25 protein-coding genes are annotated in these 22,309 nt (G+C 45.7%); 20 read left to right on the forward strand and 5 right to left on the reverse strand.

Annotated elements, in window-relative coordinates; translation table 11 throughout:
* The first annotated feature begins 70 nt into the window (after window positions 1-70).
* The 9 genes from MARME_RS00450 (at window position 71) to ppnP (ending at window position 7,212) form a co-directional block, all read left to right on the forward strand.
* Window positions 71-1,033, forward strand: coding sequence for a TRAP transporter substrate-binding protein (locus MARME_RS00450; RefSeq protein WP_013659302.1), 963 nt, complete (start codon window positions 71-73; stop codon window positions 1,031-1,033).
* 50 nt (window positions 1,034-1,083) lie between these two features.
* Entirely contained in the window at window positions 1,084-1,734 is a 651-nt protein-coding gene (locus MARME_RS00455; RefSeq protein ID WP_013659303.1) for a TRAP transporter small permease, read from the forward strand.
* 3 nt (window positions 1,735-1,737) lie between these two features.
* Window positions 1,738-3,048, forward strand: coding sequence for a TRAP transporter large permease (locus MARME_RS00460; protein ID WP_013659304.1), 1,311 nt, complete (start codon window positions 1,738-1,740; stop codon window positions 3,046-3,048).
* A 99-nt stretch (window positions 3,049-3,147) separates the two neighbouring features.
* Window positions 3,148-3,885, forward strand: coding sequence for a 5-oxoprolinase subunit PxpA (locus MARME_RS00465; RefSeq protein ID WP_013659305.1), 738 nt, complete (start codon window positions 3,148-3,150; stop codon window positions 3,883-3,885).
* A 120-nt stretch (window positions 3,886-4,005) separates the two neighbouring features.
* Window positions 4,006-4,716, forward strand: a complete 711-nt coding sequence (gene pxpB, locus MARME_RS00470; protein ID WP_013659307.1) for a 5-oxoprolinase subunit PxpB — start codon at window positions 4,006-4,008, stop codon at window positions 4,714-4,716.
* Window positions 4,706-5,629 (forward strand): 5-oxoprolinase subunit C family protein, encoded by a 924-nt coding sequence (locus MARME_RS00475; RefSeq protein WP_013659308.1) that lies wholly within the window; start codon window positions 4,706-4,708, stop codon window positions 5,627-5,629. The genes pxpB and MARME_RS00475 overlap by 11 nt, the downstream gene beginning before the upstream one ends.
* A 36-nt stretch (window positions 5,630-5,665) precedes the next feature.
* Window positions 5,666-5,905 (forward strand): CidA/LrgA family protein, encoded by a 240-nt coding sequence (locus MARME_RS00480; protein WP_013659309.1) that lies wholly within the window; start codon window positions 5,666-5,668, stop codon window positions 5,903-5,905.
* Between the two features lie 106 nt (window positions 5,906-6,011).
* Window positions 6,012-6,713, forward strand: coding sequence for an LrgB family protein (locus MARME_RS00485; RefSeq protein ID WP_013659310.1), 702 nt, complete (start codon window positions 6,012-6,014; stop codon window positions 6,711-6,713).
* 187 nt (window positions 6,714-6,900) lie between these two features.
* Window positions 6,901-7,212 carry a pyrimidine/purine nucleoside phosphorylase gene (gene ppnP / locus MARME_RS00490; RefSeq protein WP_013659311.1) on the forward strand — a complete coding sequence of 104 codons (312 nt, stop codon included), beginning with the start codon at window positions 6,901-6,903 and terminating at the stop codon, window positions 7,210-7,212.
* 113 nt (window positions 7,213-7,325) lie between these two features.
* Here the strand turns inward: ppnP and MARME_RS00495 are convergent, their stop codons facing one another.
* Window positions 7,326-8,201 (reverse strand): LysR family transcriptional regulator, encoded by an 876-nt coding sequence (locus MARME_RS00495; protein WP_013659312.1) that lies wholly within the window; start codon window positions 8,199-8,201, stop codon window positions 7,326-7,328.
* A 196-nt stretch (window positions 8,202-8,397) separates the two neighbouring features.
* On the opposite strand from MARME_RS00495, the gene MARME_RS00500 reads away from it, so the two are divergent.
* The 6 genes from MARME_RS00500 (at window position 8,398) to MARME_RS00525 (ending at window position 14,404) form a co-directional block, all read left to right on the forward strand.
* Window positions 8,398-10,404 carry a TonB-dependent receptor gene (locus MARME_RS00500; protein WP_013659313.1) on the forward strand — a complete coding sequence of 669 codons (2,007 nt, stop codon included), beginning with the start codon at window positions 8,398-8,400 and terminating at the stop codon, window positions 10,402-10,404.
* Window positions 10,405-10,440: 36 nt separating this feature from the next.
* On the forward strand, window positions 10,441-11,676 hold the full coding sequence (locus MARME_RS00505; RefSeq protein ID WP_013659314.1) for an MFS transporter: 1,236 nt from the start codon (window positions 10,441-10,443) through the stop codon (window positions 11,674-11,676).
* A gap of 127 nt (window positions 11,677-11,803) precedes the next feature.
* Window positions 11,804-12,061 (forward strand): hypothetical protein, encoded by a 258-nt coding sequence (locus MARME_RS00510; protein ID WP_013659315.1) that lies wholly within the window; start codon window positions 11,804-11,806, stop codon window positions 12,059-12,061.
* A gap of 114 nt (window positions 12,062-12,175) precedes the next feature.
* Entirely contained in the window at window positions 12,176-13,111 is a 936-nt protein-coding gene (locus tag MARME_RS00515; protein WP_013659316.1) for a helix-turn-helix domain-containing protein, read from the forward strand.
* Window positions 13,112-13,222: 111 nt separating this feature from the next.
* Complete coding sequence (locus tag MARME_RS22820) at window positions 13,223-13,933, forward strand: carboxymuconolactone decarboxylase family protein (protein WP_013659317.1); 711 nt, start codon at window positions 13,223-13,225, stop codon at window positions 13,931-13,933.
* A 135-nt stretch (window positions 13,934-14,068) separates the two neighbouring features.
* Window positions 14,069-14,404, forward strand: a complete 336-nt coding sequence (locus tag MARME_RS00525) for a zinc ribbon domain-containing protein YjdM (RefSeq protein ID WP_013659318.1) — start codon at window positions 14,069-14,071, stop codon at window positions 14,402-14,404.
* A gap of 75 nt (window positions 14,405-14,479) precedes the next feature.
* On the opposite strand, the gene MARME_RS00530 is transcribed toward MARME_RS00525, so the two are convergent.
* The gene (locus tag MARME_RS00530; protein WP_013659319.1) at window positions 14,480-15,109 is read right to left on the reverse strand and encodes a LysE/ArgO family amino acid transporter; all 630 of its coding nucleotides are present in this window, start codon (window positions 15,107-15,109) and stop codon (window positions 14,480-14,482) included.
* Window positions 15,110-15,204: 95 nt separating this feature from the next.
* Here MARME_RS00530 and MARME_RS00535 point away from each other — a divergent pair, with 95 nt between their 5' ends.
* Both MARME_RS00535 and MARME_RS21245 read left to right on the forward strand, forming a co-directional pair.
* On the forward strand, window positions 15,205-16,083 hold the full coding sequence (locus MARME_RS00535) for an ArgP/LysG family DNA-binding transcriptional regulator (protein WP_013659320.1): 879 nt from the start codon (window positions 15,205-15,207) through the stop codon (window positions 16,081-16,083).
* A gap of 273 nt (window positions 16,084-16,356) precedes the next feature.
* Window positions 16,357-18,567: a S8 family serine peptidase gene (locus MARME_RS21245; RefSeq protein WP_013659321.1), complete on the forward strand. Its 2,211-nt coding sequence runs from the start codon at window positions 16,357-16,359 to the stop codon at window positions 18,565-18,567.
* 104 nt (window positions 18,568-18,671) lie between these two features.
* Here the strand turns inward: MARME_RS21245 and MARME_RS00545 are convergent, their stop codons facing one another.
* From MARME_RS00545 to MARME_RS00555, 3 genes are all read right to left on the reverse strand, one after another.
* Window positions 18,672-19,271 carry a cysteine hydrolase family protein gene (locus MARME_RS00545; RefSeq protein WP_013659322.1) on the reverse strand — a complete coding sequence of 200 codons (600 nt, stop codon included), beginning with the start codon at window positions 19,269-19,271 and terminating at the stop codon, window positions 18,672-18,674.
* A 145-nt stretch (window positions 19,272-19,416) separates the two neighbouring features.
* The gene (locus MARME_RS00550) at window positions 19,417-20,277 is read right to left on the reverse strand and encodes a LysR family transcriptional regulator (RefSeq protein WP_013659323.1); all 861 of its coding nucleotides are present in this window, start codon (window positions 20,275-20,277) and stop codon (window positions 19,417-19,419) included.
* A gap of 22 nt (window positions 20,278-20,299) precedes the next feature.
* Complete coding sequence (locus tag MARME_RS00555; RefSeq protein WP_013659324.1) at window positions 20,300-21,100, reverse strand: MmyB family transcriptional regulator; 801 nt, start codon at window positions 21,098-21,100, stop codon at window positions 20,300-20,302.
* A gap of 103 nt (window positions 21,101-21,203) precedes the next feature.
* Between MARME_RS00555 and MARME_RS00560 the strand changes: the two genes are divergently transcribed.
* From MARME_RS00560 to MARME_RS00570, 3 genes are all read left to right on the forward strand, one after another.
* A complete protein-coding gene (locus MARME_RS00560) occupies window positions 21,204-21,638 on the forward strand; it encodes a hypothetical protein (RefSeq protein ID WP_013659325.1) in 435 nt (144 codons plus the stop codon).
* Between the two features lie 112 nt (window positions 21,639-21,750).
* Complete coding sequence (locus MARME_RS00565; protein WP_263053313.1) at window positions 21,751-22,020, forward strand: type II toxin-antitoxin system RelE/ParE family toxin; 270 nt, start codon at window positions 21,751-21,753, stop codon at window positions 22,018-22,020.
* A 2-nt stretch (window positions 22,021-22,022) separates the two neighbouring features.
* Window positions 22,023-22,307 (forward strand): addiction module antidote protein, encoded by a 285-nt coding sequence (locus MARME_RS00570; RefSeq protein ID WP_013659326.1) that lies wholly within the window; start codon window positions 22,023-22,025, stop codon window positions 22,305-22,307.
* The last annotated feature ends 2 nt before the right edge of the window (window positions 22,308-22,309 follow it).

Raw genomic sequence — 22,309 nt, forward strand, 5'->3', positions numbered from 1 at the left:
AGACACATCAATGGCTGCTAAAAACCAATAATAAAACTCAATTAAACATCACATACAAAAGGTAGGAACAATGAAAAAGTTAACCTCAGCTCTTCTTATCAGCGGTTTGGCTTCTACGGCTGCCATTGCGGACAAATGGCACATGCCAACGCCATACGGTGACGGGAACTTGCCGACTCAGATTGCATATGGATTTGCAGAGGAGATCAAAGAAAAAACCAACGGTGATCTCGACATTACTGTGCACTCAGGTGGTTCGTTGGTTAAGCATACTGAGATTCCTCGTGCGGTAAAAACGGGTCAAGTTCAAGCGGGTGAGATTTTCCTAGGCATCTTGGGTAATGAGCACCCTGTCTATAAGCACGATAACATCCCATTCCTTGCAACGACGTTCGAGGACGCAAAAAAACTGTGGGAAGCCGCAAAGCCTTCTGTGGATAAACAGCTAAACAAAAGCGGCATGAAGTTGTTGTATGCGGTTGCATGGCCAGCGCAAAGCCTTTACACCAAAAGGCCAGTCACTCAGTTGAGTGATTTAGAAGGCGCGAAGATGCGAGCGTACAGCCCATCTACTTCTCGTTTAGCAGACCTAATGGGCACAACACCAACGACGATCCAAGTGCCTGATATTCCACAAGCATTTAGTACTGGAATCATCCAAGCCATGATCACATCGCCTTCGACCGGTGTTGACAGCCAAGCGTGGGACTACGTGACAAATTACACTGAAGTCAGTGCGTGGATTCCGAAAAATATTGTGGTCGTGAACAAGCGTGCATTCCGTCGATTAGACAAAGAAACACAACAAGCCGTATTGGATGCCGCGAAACACGCAGAAGAAATGGGTTGGGCGAAAGTAGCTGAGCGTGCGGCTAATGACCGTGCTAAGTTGATCGAAAATGGCATGAACGTTCAAGCGCCTTCAGAGACACTAGTGAAAGAGCTTCAAGCGATCGGCGACACGATGATCACGGAATGGAAAGCGGAAGATCCAAAAGAAGTTGGCGCGATTCTTGATCGTTACAACCCTTAAGGCGAGCGTTATCGAATGCCCATTGTCGTGAGGAATCAAAGACCGCGACAGTGGGTGTTGAAGCCTATGTTTTTTACGTAGGGGAGCGTAAAAAGCAGTCAGGGAGAGAGGGTGCTGGCAAAAAGAAGCACATTAATAATGCTGGCATCCCTCTTCCATCCAAGACGACTAATCAAGTGAATTATATGAATGAATTTAAAAACACCTGCTACCAGCTAACGGGCTGGCTATCAGGGTTGTGTATCGTCGCTATTACCTTGCTGTTGCTTGCGCAAATAATAGGTCGATTGTTTGGTTTTATCGTACCGTCTGCGGAAGATTTTGCCGGCTTTGCATTGGCCGCTGCTACGTTTTTTGGCTTGGCATACACCTTCAACGAAGGCGGACATATTCGCGTTACGTTATTGATACAGCGTTTCTCTGAAAAGGGTCGTAAGTGGCAGGAGGCAATCGTCCTAGCAATGGGCTTTGCACTGACGACCTACCTTACTTATGCCTGCTCTTATATGGTGTATGAGTCCTATGTATACGAAGAAGTGTCGTACGGTTATGTCCCCGTTCCACTGTGGATACCACAAATCCCCGTTGCTTTTGGTGCATTGGCGTTGAATTTAGCGGTGTTAGATTCTTTGATCAAAGCGTTAAAAGGCGAAGCGCCGAATTACGTCGGTCACGAAGACGAATTGGCGATGGAGGAATAAACCTTGGATTTAACGATTGTTTCTTTGATTCTAGCGGTCGGCATGCTCACTATGCTGGCATTTGGTGTGTGGGTCTCTTTTACGCTGATTATTATTGGGGGTCTAGGTCTGGTGTTGTCTGAGAACTATCAAGTCGGCCTGTTGTTTTCAACGTCGTCTTGGGGCGCCAGCACATCATGGTCACTCACGGCCTTACCCTTATTTATTTGGATGGGGGAAGTGCTGTTTAGAACGCGCTTGTCGGAAGATTTATTCAAAGGGCTATCGCCTTGGTTGGGTGGTGTCCCAGGTAAACTCCTGCATGTGAATATTTTGAGTTGCGGTATTTTTGCGGCGGTTTCAGGTTCTTCCGCTGCGACGGCGGCGACGATTGGTCGTATGACGTTGCCCGAGCTGAAAAAGCAAGGTTACAGCGAGCGTATGGCCGTCGGGACATTGGCTGGGTCAGGTACGCTCGGTCTTTTGATTCCGCCTTCCATTATTCTTATCGTATATGGTGTCGCGGCAGAAGTATCGATCGCGCGTTTGTTTATTGCTGGTGCCTTACCAGGTCTTCTATTGGTTGCCTTGTTTATGGGTTACACCATGATTTGGGGCATGTTGCATAAAGACGAATTACCTAAACACACGGATTCACAAGTTAGCTGGTCAACGCGGTTTAAAGCACTCAAACAATTGCTTCCTGTCGTTGGCTTAATTGGCTTTGTATTAGGGTCTATTTATGGCGGGATTACCACCCCGACCGAAGCAGCGGCGATTGGTGTCACCGGTGCGTTAGTCATCGCAGGGGTTACTGGGTCGTTGTCCTTCCATAGCTTTATGGACAGTTTAATGGGTGCGGTAAAAAGCTCGTGTATGATCACTTTTATCCTGATTGGCGCACACTTTTTAACCTTGTCTATGGGCTTTTTAGGCATCCCTAAAGAGTTAGCGAGCTGGATAGCGAGTTTGAACTTGTCTCCAATGGCTTTGATTTTCTATCTGACGATCTTATTTGTTGTGTTGGGTTGCTTCCTAGATGGTATCTCAGTCGTCGTGCTGACGGTCGCGGTGGTGCTGCCAATGGTAGACGCCGCAGGTATCGATCTGCTTTGGTTCGGTATTTTCATTGTATTAGTGGTGGAAATGTCGCAAATTACGCCACCAGTCGGCTTTAACCTGTTCGTTATTCAATCTTTGACGGGTAAGAACATCTTGTATGTTGCTCGTGCTGCACTGCCTTTCTTCTTATTGATCGCAGTAGCCATTGCATTGGTGACTATGTTCCCTGAAATAGTGACTTACTTACCGTCAAACATGTCTCAGAGCGGGTAACGCTCGCATCGTATAGAGCCAAACGGCCTAGCAAAAACGAGGCTGCCGACACCGTTCTTGAGCAACCAGCTCAAGTGGCAGCCTCAAAGGAGAAAAAACATGAAATTAAACTGTGATATGGGCGAAGCGTTTGGCGCTTGGGCAATGGGGATGGACGAGCAAATTATGCCGTACGTCGATCAGGCTAACATCGCCTGTGGCTTCCATGCGTCCGATCCATTAACGATGAGCAAAACAGTCGCTCTGGCGAAGCAATATAATGTCACTATTGGCGCGCACCCCGCGTATCCAGATTTAGTCGGCTTTGGGCGTCGCAATATGGACATCGCGCCAAGTGAATTAAAGGCCCTGATTCAATATCAAGTGGGAGCACTTCAAGGCATTTGTCAGGCACAGAAAACCAAAGTGAGCTACGTCAAACCTCACGGTGCGTTGTACAACACAATGATGACAGATTTCACTGTGTTAGAAACTGTCATACAGGCCGTGTCTGAAATTGATCCTAGTTTGATACTTATGGTGATGGCTGTACCCGAAAAAGATCAAGTAACGGCGTTGGCAAGTAAGTATGGGGTGACGCTGTGGTTTGAAGCGTTCTCGGACCGATTGTATACCGATGAAGGGCGTTTGACGCCTCGTAAACAAGCAAACGCAGTACATCAAAGCTTTGAGCGAATTGAACAACAAGTCGAAGAGCTGAGTTTAAAAGGTGGCTTAACTACGGCGTCTGGACAACATCTAAGTGTCCACGCAGATACTATTTGCGTACATGGCGACGGGTTACATGCCGTCGAGGCGGTAAAGCGAATCCGTACCCTGGTAGATGGGCTTGGCTAATCCACTTTGAGTTCAGCTCAATGTTAGCTCAACCCAATGTAAGTCCAATAAGTGAAGCCTTAGTGGGTGAAGCCCTAACGACTGCGAAAGTGGCCGTTAAATTGATAAGTAAAAAAGACGATGAACGAGCAAGAACTAAAGAAACCGAGCTTTGCGCTGGTCAGTGACCACGCCTGTTTGCTGACCTTCAGCGATGTGATCGACGAGTTTACCGCTGACTACATTAGTCGCGTGAACCAAGCATTAAAAACGATTGATGGCATCGTCGATTTAGTCCCGTCTTATACGACATTGCTGGTTGTATTTGATATGGACCATTACGATCGTTTCGCAATAGAGAAGCAAATTAAAGAGGTGATCGCGTCGATCAGCTCTTCGGATTTCGGCCAGCGCGACACCTGTGAAGTGGTCATACCTGTTTACTATGGTGCGGAAGTTGGCCCAGATATTGATGATGTGGCGAAGCACTGTGGTATTCAGGTCGACGATGTCATTCGTCTGCATTCTTCAACACGTTACCGCGCTTACGCCGTAGGGTTTGCCCCTGGATACGCTTTTCTCGGTAACACGCCTGACACCTTGCATATCCCTCGAAAAGAAACGCCTCGTTTAAAAGTCATCGCGGGTAGTGTTGCCATTGCCGAACGGCAGACCGCTGTTTATCCGAGTACCTCTCCAGGCGGCTGGCAAATAATAGGTCGAACACCGATTCAGCTGGTGGACTGGGGAAGTGAAAACCTCGCGATCATTGAAGTCGGCGATACGGTTAAGTTTGAACCCATTTCACGAGACGAATTTCTAGCCCAAGGAGGCTCCCTCGATGGCTTTTAAGGTGATAAAACCGGGTCTATTAACACTTGTTCAGGATTTAGGTCGTCATAGTTACCAGCACCTTGGCGTTACCACGGGTGGCCCGATGGACGAAATGGCATTTCGTTGGGCAAATGCACTATTAGACAACGACGAAAATGACAGCCAACTTGAAATCACCTTTGGCATGCTCACACTAGAGGCGCAAGCTGATACCAGTATTGCCTTATGTGGCGCAGACTTAGGTGCGACATTGAACGGCGACTCAGTGATTCCGTGGCAGACCTACGCGATTAAAGCTGGCGACGTGCTTGCTTTCCAGCAGCCAAAAAATGGCTTGCGTGCTTACCTCGCAGTAAAATGGGGTTTTCAGATAAAACCGATATTGGGCAGCGTCTCCACGGTGGTTCGAGAAAAGATTGGCGGACTCAGCGGAAAAGGAGACAAGCTTCAAAAGGGCGATATGCTTGCGTATATAGCGTGCAGCCAACATCGGCAACGCATGGTGCCTCGTCTTGCGATTCCGAACTACAACAGTGAAGAAATACCAATGGTCTTGAGCTACCAAGCGCCAACGTTTTCACACTTAGATCAGGCTCGGTTCTTTGGCAATCATTACGCTGTTTCAACTGAAAGTGACCGAATGGGATACAGATTGCAAGGTCAGCCAATAGGGGGTAACAAAAAAGGCATTATCTCAGAGGGCATTGCCTACGGCGCGATTCAAATTCCGAATGACGGCCAGCCGATTGTGTTATTGCGAGATCGGCAAACCATTGGGGGCTATCCAAAAATGGGTTGTGTCACACCGTACGGCGGTGGGCTGCTTTCTCAGAAAAAACCGGGTGACAAGGTTCACTTCGCCAACTGGACAATCGACCAAGTCGAACGCGACCGACATCTTCAAATCGCCCGAGTCGCGCAGTGGCGATAAGGCTATCAAGCCAATAGCATAGAAATAGGAGCGTCCATGATACATGCTTTCTTCATCATCATTTTATGTCAGATGGCAGAAAGTCTTATTGTTCAAATGCTTGATTCTCCTATTCCGGATGCCATTATTGGTATGGTGATTCTGTTCACGGGGCTTTGCTTTCGGGGGAAGGTAGACGACAGTGTAGCGAAAGCATCCGGTGTGTTAGTGGACAACCTTGGGTTCTTTTTTATCCCCGCAGGCGCGGGAATAACGCTATACATTGGACTTATTTAAGAACAGTGGTGGCGAATTTTAATCGCGTCAGTTGGCGGTACAATCCTGACTCTTGTTGTGTGCTCGGTGACCTTTAGTCTGATAAGCTTCAGAGAAGGAGACCATCATGAATAGTGTCAGCATGTTGCCACCACCTTTATATTCTCTAGCGCTTACTTTTGGCTGCTACTCGGTCGCGCTAGTGCTGAAAAAGAAGCTCAACCGCGATACTTTTAACCCTGTCATTGTTGCCGTTCTACTACTTTTGGTTGCCCTTATTGCCTTTGACATTTCATACGATCAATTTGCCGAAGGCATGGACTTAATAAGCACCCTGTTGGGAACCGCCACCGTCGCTCTTGCTGTCCCACTTTATAAGCAACTTGCGCATATAAAGGCGTCCCTGTTCGCCATTATTGTGTCCGTGATTTGTGCTGGTTTTGTTGCCTCTGTCGCGTCTTACTTGTTTGCTTATTACCTACAGATATCGGAAAGCCTTCAGCTTGCCATCATGTCAAAATCGGTGACGGTTCCGGTTGCCATATGCATCGCAGAAAAAATAGGTGAAGACTCAGCGTTGGCCGTATTTTTCGTCTTCAGCACCGGCATCATCGGCTCACTCATTGCGCCTTCTATTTTTCGACTGTTTAATATTGAAGACCAAAGAGCGATGGGCCTGTCTTTAGGTGCAACCTGTTATGGGTTAGGGCTAGTCCGCGCGTTTCAATATAGTGTAGAAGCGGGTGTCTACTCGATCATCGGAATGAGCTTAATGGCGATTGGCTCAGGTATTTTTCTGCCTTCTATTATTTTAAGTTACTTTAAATAAAAGGCTCGTAACAAAAGAATAAGCGTTTTAGAACGAGGGTAAGTTACTTCCAGATCTGAATGACTCAGTATGAACTTTAGGTTCATACTGAGTTTTGTGTAAGGAGGTTTTTTTATATTTGTGTAGAGCGTTGTGCAAATTCATCATACACTTCCTTCAAGACCAACTAACTGATTAGGAGTATAAGATGTCTCAGTTTGATAATGTTTCTGTACTAAAAGCAGCGAATGTCTATTTTGACGGTAAAGTAACAAGTCGTGTTGTAATGTTTGCCGATGACACAAAGAAAACGCTAGGCATCATGATGCCGGGCGAATATGAGTTTGGAACTGAAGCGGCTGAGCTAATGGAAATCACTGCGGGTGATCTAGACGTTTTGCTTCCTGGTGAAACAGAGTGGCAAACGATTAAAGGTGGTGAAGAATTCAACGTACCTGCTAACGCGTCGTTTAAGCTTAAAATCCGCGCCGTAACTGACTACTGCTGTTCATACCTGTAAGCACATTTTGTTGGGCGATTTCTCTGCTTGATCTTTCTGCTTGGTTCGCCCAATTTCTCCCTCGGTTGTACGACTTTCTCTTGTTGTACTGATTTCTTTTGTTGCTCTTACTTTTAGGTTGAGGTCCTTAACGCCATTTCGTGCTTCTCAACTAAGTCCGATAGAAAATCCGCCACCGCTCTGACTCGCTTTGATTGAGCTAAGTCTGAGTGGATGACGAGGTAGATGGCTTGCTCCACATCCGACAGTGTTTGTAGACAGCGTAGCCCCACGTGTTGGGCGACTATGTGAGGTAACACCGCTAATCCAAGCCCTGCCTGACAGGCGGCGACTTGAGTACCAACCGAAGTAGTGGTGATCGCTGGAGGCTTACCGTTTAAGAGTCGAGCTAACCATTGAGCCGCTGGCAAATTTTGGTAATGTTCGTTCCAGCCAATATAGGTTTGTTCTTGATCAAGGTGGCTACCTTCGGGCGTATTTTCGCCAGTGTAGAGGCCGTAGCCAAGAGTACCGATACGTCGAAACGATACATTCCCCTGTGTTGGGCGAACCATTCTTAGCGCGAGATCCGCGTCTCTTCTATGCAGATTTGAAGTTCGAATATCCGTAATCAAGTCAATATCAAGGGAAGGAAACTGCGCCCTGAATTGGGGAAGATTTGGGAGAATTAATACACTTGCTAGGCTTTCCGCTGTGGTAAGCTTAACCGTGCCACTGAGTTCACTTTGTTTGCTTGCCTGAGAGCGAAAGGACAAGATCGCATCTTCCATGTGCTCGGCGCTTTCCAACAGTTCCTCGCCTTCTTCTGTGAGTTTGTAGCCTGTTTGAGAGCGTATGAACAACGGCGTATTCAATGCGGACTCCAAACGCTCTATGCGCCTTGATAAGGTGGCAATGCCTAATTCCAACTCGCTTGCTGCTGCCGTCAGTGTGCCTTGCCGTGCCAATGCTAAAAACAGACGAGCATCGTCCCAATTAAAATGATTCATAGTGCTCCGAAATGCCTTTATTTAGATGGCTATTATGGCTCTTAAAGCATCAAAATAAGAGTAGAAATCGCCTTTCTGGGTTGTTTCTCTGGATTACATACGTTTTTGAACCAAACTCATATTTGATGCTACTGAGAATCAATATCATTAAGTGGTAGCCTATTTGTATCTTTTTTATTTGAGTCGGAGGATATGAATGAAGCGTTCAATCAATAGCGTTCCGGGTAAATGTTGTTTCGGGTTTTCGTTAGTTATATCGGTCAATGTAATGGCTGAAGAAATTAAGAACGCTGAGTCTCTGCCTCCTCTTTTGGTCACATCGAATAAAACGGAACAACAGCAAGTTGAGACGACTCAGCATGTCACGACAGACTATTCTGAAGACTTACTCCGAACTGGAGTGGACAGCCTGGAATCGTTGGAAGGGGTTGCCCCAGGACTTAGCTTTCAACCTTTTGGGCAATCGGGCGTTAATTCTCCTGTGATGCGAGGCGTCACGTCGAATCTGAATGCTCTTTCCAGCTCTACGTTATTACAGGTGGATGGCGTACCCGTCTTGATGGCACAAGGTTTTGAGAGCACTTTGGTCGGAACGGATCGAGTGGAGGTGACGCGAGGTCCTCAAACTGCGATTTATGGGCACAATGCTGAGACTGGTGTTATTTCTATTCAGAGTAATGATCTGAATGGACAAGATGAAACTCTGCTTTCTCTTGGACTTGGTAGCCGAGATAAACAAGTGGTGCAATTCGCCACGAGTCAGACTGCTAGCCCGGATAAATTGTTTTTTAGTTTGTCGGGTGAGTACATGAAACAGGACGGTTTTATTGACAATGAAACTTCCGGGGGAAAAGCCGATGATAGAGAACGTAGTAATCTAAATGCGGGGATTCGTTGGAAAGCGTCAGATCGAACGGACTTAAAAGTACGCTATCGAACCTTGGATTACGATGATGGCGCCTCATTGTGGGGATCCGGTACGGCAGTTGATACAAGCGTGTCCTCAGGAACGGCGAGTTGGAACAAGTCTTCTGGTCAATTGTTCTCAGTTAATCTGGATCATGACACCCTATCAGGGATTCATTTAGCCAGTATTACGGCATTGAATGATTATGATGATAAGGTGCAACAAGACACTGATTTTATGGCAAGCGAAGTGAGTTATATTGCCAGAGATAATCATTTTAAGACCTTGTCTCAAGAATTCAGAGCCCACGGTGAGCGTACTGGTTTGCATTGGTTAACCGGCGCCTATCTGGAAACGCAGGACCACTCATTAAGGGCGATTTCTAAAAGTTATTATGGCCTGTCTGACTTAAAAACGGATCAGACAGGAAGCCACTATGCTTTGTATGGAAATCTGGACATCGAATATGCCGATAATTGGGTATTTGGTGTTGGTGCCCGAGCGTCACGTGATGAAGTTAAGATTACCCCAGAAGGCAGTTACGAACGTAAGCAAGACTGGACAAATGTGACCCCGCAACTGTCAGTTAAAAAGCAGTATACAAAAAATCATCAGGCCTATTTCAGTTATAGTGAAGGTGTGCGTACAGGCGGGTTCAATACCACGGCAGCCAGTGCGAATTATAAAGAGTACGACCCAGAGACAGTACAAAGTTTTGAAGTGGGAATGAAAGGTGAGACGAGGCACAAGTCCTTGCGATACAGCGTGGCGGCCTATCACATGAATATCGATGACATGCAGGTGATGCAAATGCCGTCTGTTGGCACTATTTATCTCACGAACGCTGCTCAAGCGACATCACAAGGCGTCGAAGCATCATTTGATTATTTGTTAACTGAGAACTTGATTCTTAAAACCGGTGTGGCTTGGAATAAAACCCGCTTTGATGAATTTGTCGATGGAACTCAAGATTACAAAGACAATACGAATCCATTTGCACCGGAATGGAATGGGCATGTGACATTGAGATACGACAGTGAAAACGAGTGGTTTGTCTCCGCTTCTTCTGTATTTAACAGCAAAGTCTATTTGAACCCAGCGAATACATACGAGCAAAAAGGCTACAGCGTTATTAACCTGTCGGCAGGATACCCTGTTTTCGAAGACGCCTTTTTGTCTGGCTATGTGAACAATCTAGAGGATAAAAGTTATAACGCGGTAGGTTATCAAAATGGCTACGTGACGGTATTTAGCCCACCGAGGGAAGTTGGCCTCAAGTTGACCTGGACTCTTTAATAAGGGTTCTTAATACCACCCCATTGGGAGATGATCGTGAAGCGTCATATTCTGTACAAACACTTTGCGGTGAGTTGGAGTAATTTTATTCTCACTGCAATGACTATCTATCTATTTTTGGGCATGCCACTGGCGATGCGGCAGCATGGTTGGAGCGGAGCTGAAATAGGCATGTTTCAGCTCGCGGGGCTGCCCGTTCTGTTAAAGTTTTTTATGGGCGCACCCATTGAGCGTTTTGCGTTCAAGCAGGCGAACTACTTTAAATGGAGTCTGCTATTGAGTGTCGGCGTTGCTATTGGACTTTTCTTATTGAGTCGCGCAGATATTGAGCATGTTTCATTTTCTCAGGTATTTTTTGCCACGATTCTAACGTCAGTGTTTGCGACATGGCTGGACATTCCTGTTAACGCTCTGGCCATTCGTTTGTTGGATGAAAAGGAACAGTTAAGAAATGGTGTTCTGCGATCTTCTGTGGCGGCGTTGGCCTCTATTGTCGGAGGTGGAATTATGATTTTCGTATACAGTGACTATGGTTGGCAGGCGCCTATCTACGTCTTTATGTTTGCGTTAATACTTTCGTTAATTCTATTGTTTTTATTAGAGAAGCAAGAGAAGAACGTCGGTTCTACGAGTGTCTATTCAATGAAAAAAAAGGGAGGCTTATCCTTATTAAAAGGCTATTTTCATCAACCTGATAAGCGTTGGTGGCATCTTATTTTAGTCTTTTATTTTCCTTTTATTGGTTGCGCATGGTTATTTTTGAAACCCACACTACTGGATTTTGGTGTCAGTCTTGATGATATTGCTTGGTTGGCAACATTGGGCGGTATTGTTGCAGCGATAGCGAGTTTTTCTTATGCCGTAGTATTAAAACGCTTGCCGGGTCGTGGCTTGTTATTGTCTGCCAGTGTTTTCAACATTATTGCGCTTTATATCATGTTATCGTTGACCATGGCTGTACCTGAAAGGTGGCAACTTATTACGGCGGTCGTGGTGTTAGCGATTGCTCTTGGATTGTCCTCCGGCGTGATAATGGGGATTATGATGACCCAATGCCGCCAGCAGCACGAAGCATTTGATTATAGCCTTCAGTCAAGTTTGTTTGCGTTGTCCAGAATGCTGGTTCCCGCTCTAGCTGGTGTGTTACTTGACAAACTCGGGTACCAGGGGCTATATGGTGGGTTGTTAGTCGGCGCCGTGGCGGTGACGATGGTTACCTTCTTGATGCTGCGTTCTAGCCCCCATCATCTGATGTCAAATGCATCGCAATAACCCCCGTTTTTTGTAAAGGCTTACCCAGGAGAGTGCGGAAGAGGCATCCGTAGTTTATTCTGGGGATAGATCATTAATGGTTAGTACTGATTTTTAATCAACCAAAAGATCCAAACAGGAGAGAATTATGATGGATAAAAACCTAGCGCTTATCCCCCCAAAAAAGTGGAAAATGATGGTTGTTGTATGGCTGGCAATCTACCCATTACTCAATCTCTTTTTTCCACTCTTTGATATTGCGTTTCCGTATTTGTCGGCAATGGCGGGTGTTGCGCAGTTTAACTTGCCTATTCGACTCTTGCTTATGACAATCGTTATTGTACCCATCATGTCTACTATTATGGCATTGCTGCAAAAGCGTTTGTTTGTCTGGCTTAGATCATAGTGTCTCGCATGTGAGTGTTGCATAAATGCTGTCGTGAGAAGTCGTCTTTTTCGAGGTAGCCTTTTAGGTGGACACCGCCTGAGCAATCGTTCAGTGCTTATTAGGGAGAATAAAATGAACGCCGAACCTAACGATCAAACTGATGTTCAACGTTTAGTGACCGCAAGCTGGGCGGTTGGTCGGAGTTGCGAACCCATTCGAATTGAGCGTTTGGAATGCGAAGAGGGCTTTTCTGTCGTCAAATCGTATTCTAAATCGAACGATGTACTTACAGAGTATTCCGACCACGACGGGAGCGAGCGCCATCTTATTGTGACGTTTGGGTTATCGGGCGCCTCTGACTTTACCGATATCAATGGCAAAGGCCTTTTGTTTAGCGAACGCTATACCACCATGTCGATCTTTCGAAGTGGACGTGGAGAAAGACGGTATTCCGCGGGCGCTAAGGTTGAACAACTCAGGCTGGTGGTATCGGAAAGCACGTTACAAAACTTCGTCGGAGAAGAGCGGTGCCAAGCTATAATGGGAAGGCCGTTGCAGAAAAGTGAAAGCTTTAGAGCATTAGCTTACGAACAGAGTCGTATAAGCCCGCATTTGCAGTTTTTCAGAACGACTCAGCTAGGAGATCAATGCTGTGGGCTGAATCAGCGTCTCCATGCCTTAAATTTGTTGTCTGAGCAGTTGAGTCATTATGTGCCGCTCAAAAAACGTCATGAACGCATCTCTGATAGAGATTTGGAGTGCATTACGCGTGTTGAAGCGTACATGCGGGCGCATATGGATAAGCCGATCAGTAATGCGTATTTATGCAATGTTTTGGGGATCAGTGAGTACAAACTGAAATCCTGTTTTCGACAGCTTTATAACACCAGTCCAGCACAACACTTGTTTGAAATCCGAATGCAAAAAGCGTGGGAGCTGCTGGAATCTGGCTACCAAGTTGCCGAAACGGCCTATCGAGTCGGGTATAGGCATCCAAGTAATTTCAGTTCGGCGTTTACAACGTTTTTTAACTGTACGCCTAAATCTGTAAGGTATTGTCTGATCTGAGAAACTATTTTCCATATTTGAAAAACGGCTTACCAATTTGGTCTACATATTCTGGTTATGAACTATGTCACGATCTTCATACTGTGTAATAACCTCTATGGGAGAAGGGCAATGCAATCAGATCGTTATCAAATTGGTTGGAACATGTTGGCAGAAGTAGACGGGGAACAAGGCGAACGGGTGATCGACGCGTTGCAGGACATCGCGCCAGATTTTGCCACTATCCTGATTGGCATGTTTGGTGATGTTTATAGTCGAAAAACGCTGCATTTAAAGTCTCGAGAACTGGCGACCATCGCTTCTCTTGTCACGCTAGGTAATGCAGCCCCGCAGCTTAAAGTCCATATCCATGGGGCGCTCAATGTGGGTTGTACCGCTCAGGAAATTGTCGAAGTCATGATGCAAATAGCCCTCTATGCAGGTTTTCCAGCGGCGCTAAATGGATTGTTCGCGGCAAAAGAAGTATTCAAAGAGCGCGACATCGAGATTGGCTCTGGTTCTGATGGAACAGCTTCAGCAGGTCTACCTTCTCAATTCGACAAAGGCTATTTCATTACGGCGGAATTGAGAATAACAGACCCAAACCGAGTGGAAGAAACAAAAGCACGATTTAAGGAGCTGTGTGCCATTACGCGAGAAGAAGCTGGCTGTACCCTTTTTGAACTGCATGAATTTGAAGAGGAACCCACGAAGCTGATGCTATGGGAGCGATTTGATTCAGAGGAGGCTTTCCACTTCCACCACAACGCACCTTATACGATTGCGCTTAAGGACAAAGGCTTGACTGAGATCGTTTCAATACATCAATCCGACATGGTGTAGGGAAGCCGACATGTGTTTTGCTGTTGTTTGACCAAATGTGCAATGTATGCACATTTTTGTTTAATCTCACCGTCATTTTGAAAATAGGCGTATAATGCCCGCACTTTTATTCCGGTTTAAGAGGTAGCGATAAGCATGAGTCTTCCAAATTGTCCAAAATGTAACTCAGAGTATGTATATCAGGATCAAGAGTTATTGGTTTGCCCTGAGTGTGGTCACGACTGGAATCCAAATGAAGTCGAGGTGGACGAAGACGCGCTTTTCATTAAAGACGCAAACGGCACGCAACTGCAGGATGGCGATAAAGTGACTTTGGCGAAAGACCTAAAAGTAAAAGGCTCGTCTCAAGTGCTTAAAATCGGTACCAAAGCGACAATCAAACGCTTAGTCGACGGCGATCATGACTTAGACTGTAAAGTTGATGGTGCGGGCGATATGATGCTGAAGTCTCAGTTCGTTAAAAAAGCCTAAGATAAAACGAACAGAATATTTTTTGGAAAAAGCCTCGAAGAGATTCGGGGCTTTTTTATGCTTATTACACAGCCTCTAAACCATCATGCCGTACGTCCATTTCGCAAGTTCAAACGCGATATAAAACATAATAATAGCCACGATGCTGTCGAGTATTTTCCAAGTACTTGGGCGAGAAAACACAGGCACCAACTTCGTAGCAGCGTAGCCTAGGCCATAAAACCATAGAAAAGACGCTGAGACAGACCCGATTAGAAACCACAGTTTTTCATCCAATGTAAAGGAAGAGGCAACGCCGCCAATGACGACAACCGTATCTAAATAAACATGCGGGTTTAAAAAGGTAATCGCTAGGGTGGCTAAGACAATCGAGGTTTTTCCCCGCTTTTGCGTATCATCAGACGATACATTCAGAGCATGTTTGCTGTGCAAAGCGGATTTTAGCGAAGAAAATCCATACCAAAACAGGAAGGCAGCACCTAATGCGCCCAATATAATTTGGGCGATGTCATAACTCTGGATGATTGCACCAATACCAAAAATTCCCAATGACATGAGCAACACATCGCCCATAAAACACAAGGTGGCAACGGTAAACACATGCTGCTTTTTGAGGCCAGACCTTAGTAAAAACGCATTTTGACTGCCAATAGCGACAATGAGGCTGCCGGATAAAAAGATGCCTTTTAACATCATAGATAACATAGATAGAAATGTCCGCGGTGTGGTATGACGCTAAGATTGACCTTATTCGAACTTAAGGTAAAGTTAAAATAATTAATGATAAATAAGAGATTCTAATGCTGGATTATCGATTGTTAGAGGCACTTGAAATAGTTGGAACGCTAGGTAGCTTTGAGCGTGCGGCGAATGCACTTGGCATCACTCAATCTGCGATGTCTCAACGTATCAGTACCTTAGAACAGAGAGTTGGAAAGCTTCTCGTCAAACGAGAACGGCCTATAACTCTGACGGACGCGGGGCTTGAAATCGTAAAGCACGTTACTAAAGTCAAACTGCTCGAAAATGAACTGATCAGCGTGTATAACCCTGACTCCTCCAGACCAACGCTTAAAATCGTGATGAACGCCGATTCGCTATCGACGTGGTGGCATGACGCCACGGCTCCTTTTCTTCGACAGCATGACGTTGCAATTGAAATTAACACGGAAGATCAAAGTCAGGGTCTAGCGCACCTTCAGGAAGGCTCGGTTGTCGCCTGCATTTGCAGTACTGAGAAACCGCTAAGTGGCACGCGCTGTCATTATATAGGCAATATGGAATACCGCTTTTATTGCTCTCCCTCCTTCTATCAGACTTACTTTTCTAATGGCGTGACGCAAGATGCTCTAAACCGCGCACCCGCCGTGATTTATGGTGTAAAAGATAAAATTCATGAAGAGGGCTTTATGAAAATGGGCTTTGAACTATCGTCGCCCCGTTATCTTTGCCCTTCTAGCATTGGAATGGTGAAACAAGTCGCTTCTGGCAGTGCCTATGGTGCGTTACCCACTTACCAAGCAGAAGAAAATGCGAGTGAACTTATCGATGTATTTGCCGATCAGCCCAGCATCGAGATTCCGTTGTATTGGCACTACTGGCGTGAAGGCGGGGAACTACTAGAACGATTAACTGATGTACTCTTGTCCAAGCAAACACGAGAAGCGATGCGTTTGTAAATGACTCGTTGGTAATGGTGTTCGTTTAGGTTGGTTTTTATTTTTCCTAGGTATGCGAACGATATAGCGAGTCTTAAGGCCGTTAGTGGTAAAGCAGTGACTTTATAAATGTGTAAAAAGTGTGTGTTTTAAGAGGGTTCTTCGTGAGTTATTGATATTTATAAGGTTTATTCCTATACCTTGTGTGCTCCAAGGAGTGCGTAGCTTTTTACGCACAGGAGCTGAATTATATTTTTTAATGAAAAAGTATTAACGGAATAAGAAAAGGGAAAAATGGCAATAAGGGAACAGTTTTTAGTCACAGCGCTAGGGATGCTTGTCGCAGGTAGCACTTTGGCGCAAACGGAAGGCGTCGAGCCGTTTATTTCAAGTAATGTCGAAACCATCCCAAATCAGTGGGTGGTTGTCTTAAAAGAGTCCGTCTTCGATGAAGAAGGTCTTTCAACTCAGTCAGCAGAAGTTGGCGCTGGGAAGTCCATACGAGATGTCGCAGAGAGTCTCATTAAAAGTGTTTCTGTAAACAGTACTTCTTCGGTCGCGTCGGAATTAGAGCACGTATACACCTCCTCACTTCAAGGGTTTTCGGCAAACCTTAGTGATGAGGCAGCGGAACAATTAAAAGCTCGGAATGAAGTTAAATACATTGTGCCAGATGGCGTGGTGTCGATTGATGCCGTGCAACAGCCAACGCCTTCTTGGGGGTTAGATCGCATCGATCAACTCGATCTACCTTTAGACGACCGTTTTCAATATCAAAACTCTGGTTCTGGCGTACACGCTTACGTCATCGATACGGGGATTCTAGCGTCCCATAGTGAGTTCAGCGGACGGGTTGGTAATGGTTACGATTTCGTTGATAACGATGCTAACCCTCAAGATTGTAATGGCCACGGAACGCATGTGGCGGGGACTATTGGAGGCACGTCGTACGGCGTCGCGAAAGAGGTAACGCTTCATGCAGTGCGTGCGCTTAACTGTAATGGACGTGGCTCCTATTCTGGCATTATAGCTGCGGTTGATTGGGTGACAAACAACCATGTTAGTCCCGCAGTGGTGAATATGAGTTTGGGTGGTGGCGCGTATTCGCCATTAGACGATGTAATAACGAACTCGTTCAATGCTGGGGTAACGTATGCCGTCGCCGCAGGTAATGACTCCTCCGCCGATGCGTGTGGTGTGTCTCCTGCAAGAACGCCAGTGGCGTTAACGGTTGGTGCCACAACAATTGATGATAATAGATCGGGTTTTTCGAATATCGGCCGGTGTCTCGACTTATTCGCACCTGGTAGCAATATAACGTCCGCATGGATTGGGAACAATTCAGCGACACGCACCATTAGTGGTACATCAATGGCAACGCCACACGTTGCTGGTGTGGTTGCCTTGTATCTTGAATCAAACCCAACCAGCTCACCGAGCGAAACGAGCCGTAACCTTATCAATGCGACCAGTGCAGATCTCGTGCAGAATGCTGGCGTGGATTCGCCGAATTTGCTACTGAAATCTGACGTGAAAGGGGGACTCGTTATGCAACGTTGGGCCACTAAACAAGGCGGATTTTGGGACGCCCAACAGTGGCTCGCTGGTGATTTTAATGGCGATGGAAACGTTGATATAGCAAAAGCATTTAATGACGGCGGCAAAGGCAGTCTAGATGTTCACCTTTCTAATGGCCTCAATTCAATGGCAATACAGCGCTGGGGGACGAAACAAGGTGGCTTTTGGAATGCGCAGCAATGGCTAGTTGGCGACTTCAATGGTGATGGTAATGCCGACGCAGCAAAAGCGTTTAACGACAACGGATGCGGCAGCATTGATGTGCACCTTTCAAATGGTAACGGCAGTGTGTCTATGCAGCGTTGGGCGACTCGACAAGGCGGTTTCTGGGATAAACAGCAATGGTTTGTCGGAGACTTCAATGGCGACGGCTACGACGACATCGCAAAAGCATTCAACGACAATGGCAAGGGCAGTATCGATGTACATGTGTCCAATGGCCAAGGTGCGTTTACGATGCAACGTTGGGCGACACAACAAGGTGGTTTCTGGGATGCTCAGCAGTGGGTAACGGGGGATTTCAACGGCGATGGTTTTGTTGATGTGGCAAAAGCCTTTAATGATGGCGGAAAAGGTAGCATCGATGTGCATGTGTCTAATGGAAATGGCCAATTTACGATGCAACGTTGGGCAACGCAGCAAGGCGGATTCTGGGATGCTCAGCAATGGGTAACGGGCGACTTTAATGGCGACGGTTACGATGACATTGCGAAGGCGTTTAATGACGGCGGCAAAGGTAGCATTGATGTACATGTTTCGAATGGCAACGGTAGCCTAAGAATGCAGCGTTGGGCGACACAACAAGGTGGATTTTGGAATGCTCAACAATGGATAACGGGCGACTTTAATGGCGATGGTATCGATGACTTTGCAAAAGCCTTTAACGATGGCGGCAGAGGCAGTATAGATGTCCACTTGCTCAAGTAGTGTGTTAGGCGCGAGTTACTTTTAACACGACAAAAATAGAGAAGAGAAGTGAGTGTGCATCTTTGCACACTCACTTCTAATTCAGGTTAACTTAAACGTGCTTGTTAGGTGAATTCTCCTAACTTCACAACCGTCGCATATCGATCACCCAGAGCGGCCATTGCAGCTTTGTGAACGGTCACAGCATCGACACTTTCACCACTGTGATAAGGAAGGCTTCGTGTTGCACAGGCGTCTTCACAAACCACAACGTTATACCCCAATTCTACGGCTTTTATTGTTGTCGCGGTAACGCACATATGGCTCATAAAGCCAGCAACAATGAGTTGTTTCCGTCCTGTTAAATGCAAGAGTTCTTCTAAGTTTGTATTGAAGAAAGAACTTGGCATTGTTTTCGGAATGATTTGCTCATCTTCAGTCGGTTGAAGCTGATCAACCACATTTGACATGTCAGATTCGCAATTGAAAACGGGGGAGGCTGCACTTGCTTTGTGTACGATATGAAACACGGGTGCGCTATGAGCTCTAGCAATGTCTAGTAACTTTTGCGCATTGGCTAATGCGTCGGTACCGTTTTGCCCTAGATTGAGCATTCCATCACAGTATTCGTTCTGAAAATCGATCAGTAGAAGAGCGGCATCATCCCAATTTACTTCTGTATTTTTTAGACCTGCAATAGAACGTAATGTATTTAAATGGCTCATTTTTCACTCCTTTTAATGAATAAACTGATTCTAAATTGGAATGAAGAAAAGTGAATTTATATCTATGCACATCGCATGAGCATAAATGTGTGTTGTAAATTGAGTTTGACTGAAAAGGAAAACGTCCTACTTTAATCTTCCCTTTTTATAGGGACAATGTGTGCTGGAAAATCTTGATGAGTTCATCCATTACTAATTTTTTAGCGGTGGAATGTGCTGTTTTTTTGGATGTCAGCATCCATACTTCTCGACTGATTTTTTTGGCCGGCTCTCGATAGACATTTAAATTTGGATCGACCGCGATTTTCGGAATAAGAGCGACCCCAAAGCCCGCTTCGGAGGCTTTCTTTTGCGCAGAAATCGAGTCTGTTTGCAGCTTGATCGATTTTATACCGAAGCGTTCGATTAAATATTGGCATTCAGGCAAATGGCTAAACGCCGTTGAATAAGTAATCACGTTAACGTTTTCGTTCTTTTCCAAACGATCAATCCAATAGTCATTTCCATATAGGACGTATGTTATGTCACCCAGTTTTTTACAGATGGATTCGCCTTTCTCAGGCAGTTCTAGACGTAACGCAATGTCTGCTTCTAACTTCGAGATATTGACGTTTCGGGTTGAAGTCTCTATTTCGAATCTAAGCTCTGGAAACCGATGGTGAAGCGGTGCTAAATTTTCGATTACGACATGTTCTGCTAAAAAAGGCACCATGGATATCTTCGTATTTTGATTGAATAGAGTTTCCGGTGACAAATCTGCCCCGAGTGCGTCGACTTTTTCTCGCATCTCAAGCGCTTTTTCGTATAGGACGTGTCCCTCAATCGTCGAGAGAAAACCATCCTGAGTTCTATCAAAAAGCTTTAATTTAAGGGCGTCTTCTAACCTGTCGATACGCCTTGATACGGTTGCGTAGTTTACATTGAGCCTTTCTGCGGCTTTACTTACTGTGTTGGTTTCATGCAACGCTAAAAAGAACTTCAAATCGTCCCAGTTCAGATTGTTCATATAGTCCCTATCTTTTAAGCCCTTAGTCGCATTTATGATCTGAATTTAAGTGTCGGTCGTGATATTGCCGAGTTTCTTCATTCGACGGAAACATCAATTCAACTTTGAATTCACTGGTCGTAATGTCCAAAACGGACCCCATTTGGGTGACAAGCGAAAAATACGTCAGTTGCCGATCACCCAGTTGAAAGGTGGCACTCAAAGCCGCTTGATTGTAATTGATATCCTGAGACAGCTTCTCTCTTTGAAGCTTATTTGCCAAAGCTTGCTTCAGCTCTACTAAACGATTGGAACCACCTGTTAGATCGATTTCATAGGTTAATCGGCTAAGCAGTACGGAAGCGGTTTCACCCCAATTAACGATACGAGAGTCGGTCGGGTCATCGAATAAAAAACCTTCGATTAAATTCGGTGTGTTAGCGAACCCCAGTTCAGCCATAATGTGCTCGGCCGCTGGATTGGCTTTCACCACATCCCAATCACGGTTCAAAACAAACGCAGGTAATGGCATATGGTTCGCTAAGAGGGTGTCCAACGCCAACAGAATCGGCGTCATGTCGACGCCTTCGTTATCGTTTTGGCTATTGTTATCCCGAAAGATCGGCGCGTAACCTGACACACTCAACATTCGGTTTATCTCTCGTTTTGGAATCTTAAGAAAGTCACCGAGTTTGACCACCGTATCCTTACTGGGTAGCGAGCGCCCCGTCTCCAGAAAGCTAAGGTGCCGGCTCGAAATACCTGCCTCTAGGGATAATTGCAGCTGGCTGTAGCGTCTTTGCTTACGCCAGTTTTTTAAAATCACACCGTAGCTGTCGTTCATGGCTTTCCTTGTTACCCATTTTGCATTACCTCTGAGGTAATTGTTTCGGCGTCTTTGAGAATTGTAAGCTCAACTTAGATTCACATTGCTAAGAGGATACCAAATGAAACCGTCAGCGAGTGCACTTTTTATGCGAGTCGTCGCCATTCTATTTGCGGCCTACGCGTTACTCTGGGCCACCGCGCCTTTTACCGCCATTAACTTACCTGCAAGGCTGATATTAGATGTTTCGGATTGGCCATTAGACCGACTCAGCCAACCGCTGGATCGCAACACCATGTGGATTGTCTCGATCGCCGCTGGTCTTTTAGGCGCCATAGCGGTTCTTTTTTGGCGGGTCGTTGCCCCCGCGATTGAAGCGGGAAACAAAGCCATCATGCGAAGCACTCTTTACGCCATTCTTGTTTGGTACGTGATTGATGGCATTGGTTCCGTTGCATCGGGTGTGGTTTCCAACTTAGTGTTCAATACGGTGTATTTGGTGCTGGTGATAGCTCCGTTGATTTTGACGAAGTATGGAAGAGAGGGTTCAGTGTAAATTCGTGGAACCTAATCTTGATGCCTATTCAAAACCAAACTATTCTGTATTCAATTGGATACGGAATAATATTATGCACAAGGTTCAAATCACGGACTAATTTGACGCTTGGCTGACCGGGTTGAAAGATAAGAAAACTAAAATTCGACTTTCACGCAGGCTAGAAAAAGTATCTCGTGGCCTACTTGGGGATGTTAGAGCCGTAGGTGAAGATGTTTTTGAAATGAGAGAGCACTTCGGTCCTGGGTGGAGAATGTATTACGCCCAAGTTGGTGATGAGATTATAGTCATGTTGGGTGGAGGAGATAAATCCACACAAAGTAATGATATTTATACTGCACCTAAGATTGCAAAACAGCTTAAAGAGCAAAGGTGGCGCTAATCATGCAACTAAAAAATTTTGATATGGCAGAACAACTTAGAGACGATGAGGACATTGCTGAATACCTTTCTCAGGTGTTGGAAGAAGGTGATACTGATGAGCTTATTCATGCTTTAGGCCACGTTGCTAAAGCGAAGGGAATGACGCAGGTCGCTAAAGACTCGGGACTTGGTCGTGAAAGCCTCTATAAGGCGCTTAGAGTGGGTTCCAAACCGCAGTTTTCCACCGTCGTAAAAGTATTGAAAGCTCTAAACTTTGATTTACAAGCGGTTGCTCACAAGGGGTAATT

Origin of the sequence: Marinomonas mediterranea MMB-1 (assembly GCF_000192865.1) — a bacterium.
GTDB lineage: Bacteria > Pseudomonadota > Gammaproteobacteria > Pseudomonadales > Marinomonadaceae > Marinomonas > Marinomonas mediterranea.

Bases quoted from the DNA above. Each gene is read 5' to 3' on its own strand.
- MARME_RS00480 (WP_013659309.1), top strand. From the start codon at position 5,666: ATGATACATGCTTTCTTCATCATCATTTTATGTCAGATGGCAGAAAGT.
- MARME_RS00475 (WP_013659308.1), top strand. From the start codon at position 4,706: ATGGCTTTTAAGGTGATAAAACCGGGTCTATTAACACTTGTTCAGGAT.
- MARME_RS00570 (WP_013659326.1), top strand. From the start codon at position 22,023: ATGCAACTAAAAAATTTTGATATGGCAGAACAACTTAGAGACGATGAG.
- MARME_RS00525 (WP_013659318.1), top strand. From the start codon at position 14,069: ATGAGTCTTCCAAATTGTCCAAAATGTAACTCAGAGTATGTATATCAG.
- MARME_RS00450 (WP_013659302.1), top strand. From the start codon at position 71: ATGAAAAAGTTAACCTCAGCTCTTCTTATCAGCGGTTTGGCTTCTACG.
- pxpB (WP_013659307.1), top strand. From the start codon at position 4,006: ATGAACGAGCAAGAACTAAAGAAACCGAGCTTTGCGCTGGTCAGTGAC.
- MARME_RS00545 (WP_013659322.1), bottom strand. From the start codon at position 19,271: ATGAGCCATTTAAATACATTACGTTCTATTGCAGGTCTAAAAAATACA.
- MARME_RS00495 (WP_013659312.1), bottom strand. From the start codon at position 8,201: ATGAATCATTTTAATTGGGACGATGCTCGTCTGTTTTTAGCATTGGCA.
- MARME_RS00530 (WP_013659319.1), bottom strand. From the start codon at position 15,109: ATGTTATCTATGATGTTAAAAGGCATCTTTTTATCCGGCAGCCTCATT.
- MARME_RS00515 (WP_013659316.1), top strand. From the start codon at position 12,176: ATGAACGCCGAACCTAACGATCAAACTGATGTTCAACGTTTAGTGACC.
- MARME_RS00550 (WP_013659323.1), bottom strand. From the start codon at position 20,277: ATGAACAATCTGAACTGGGACGATTTGAAGTTCTTTTTAGCGTTGCAT.
- MARME_RS21245 (WP_013659321.1), top strand. From the start codon at position 16,357: ATGGCAATAAGGGAACAGTTTTTAGTCACAGCGCTAGGGATGCTTGTC.
- ppnP (WP_013659311.1), top strand. From the start codon at position 6,901: ATGTCTCAGTTTGATAATGTTTCTGTACTAAAAGCAGCGAATGTCTAT.
- MARME_RS00500 (WP_013659313.1), top strand. From the start codon at position 8,398: ATGAAGCGTTCAATCAATAGCGTTCCGGGTAAATGTTGTTTCGGGTTT.
- MARME_RS00560 (WP_013659325.1), top strand. From the start codon at position 21,204: ATGAAACCGTCAGCGAGTGCACTTTTTATGCGAGTCGTCGCCATTCTA.
- MARME_RS00485 (WP_013659310.1), top strand. From the start codon at position 6,012: ATGAATAGTGTCAGCATGTTGCCACCACCTTTATATTCTCTAGCGCTT.
- MARME_RS22820 (WP_013659317.1), top strand. From the start codon at position 13,223: ATGCAATCAGATCGTTATCAAATTGGTTGGAACATGTTGGCAGAAGTA.
- MARME_RS00555 (WP_013659324.1), bottom strand. From the start codon at position 21,100: ATGAACGACAGCTACGGTGTGATTTTAAAAAACTGGCGTAAGCAAAGA.
- MARME_RS00535 (WP_013659320.1), top strand. From the start codon at position 15,205: ATGCTGGATTATCGATTGTTAGAGGCACTTGAAATAGTTGGAACGCTA.
- MARME_RS00465 (WP_013659305.1), top strand. From the start codon at position 3,148: ATGAAATTAAACTGTGATATGGGCGAAGCGTTTGGCGCTTGGGCAATG.
- MARME_RS00510 (WP_013659315.1), top strand. From the start codon at position 11,804: ATGATGGATAAAAACCTAGCGCTTATCCCCCCAAAAAAGTGGAAAATG.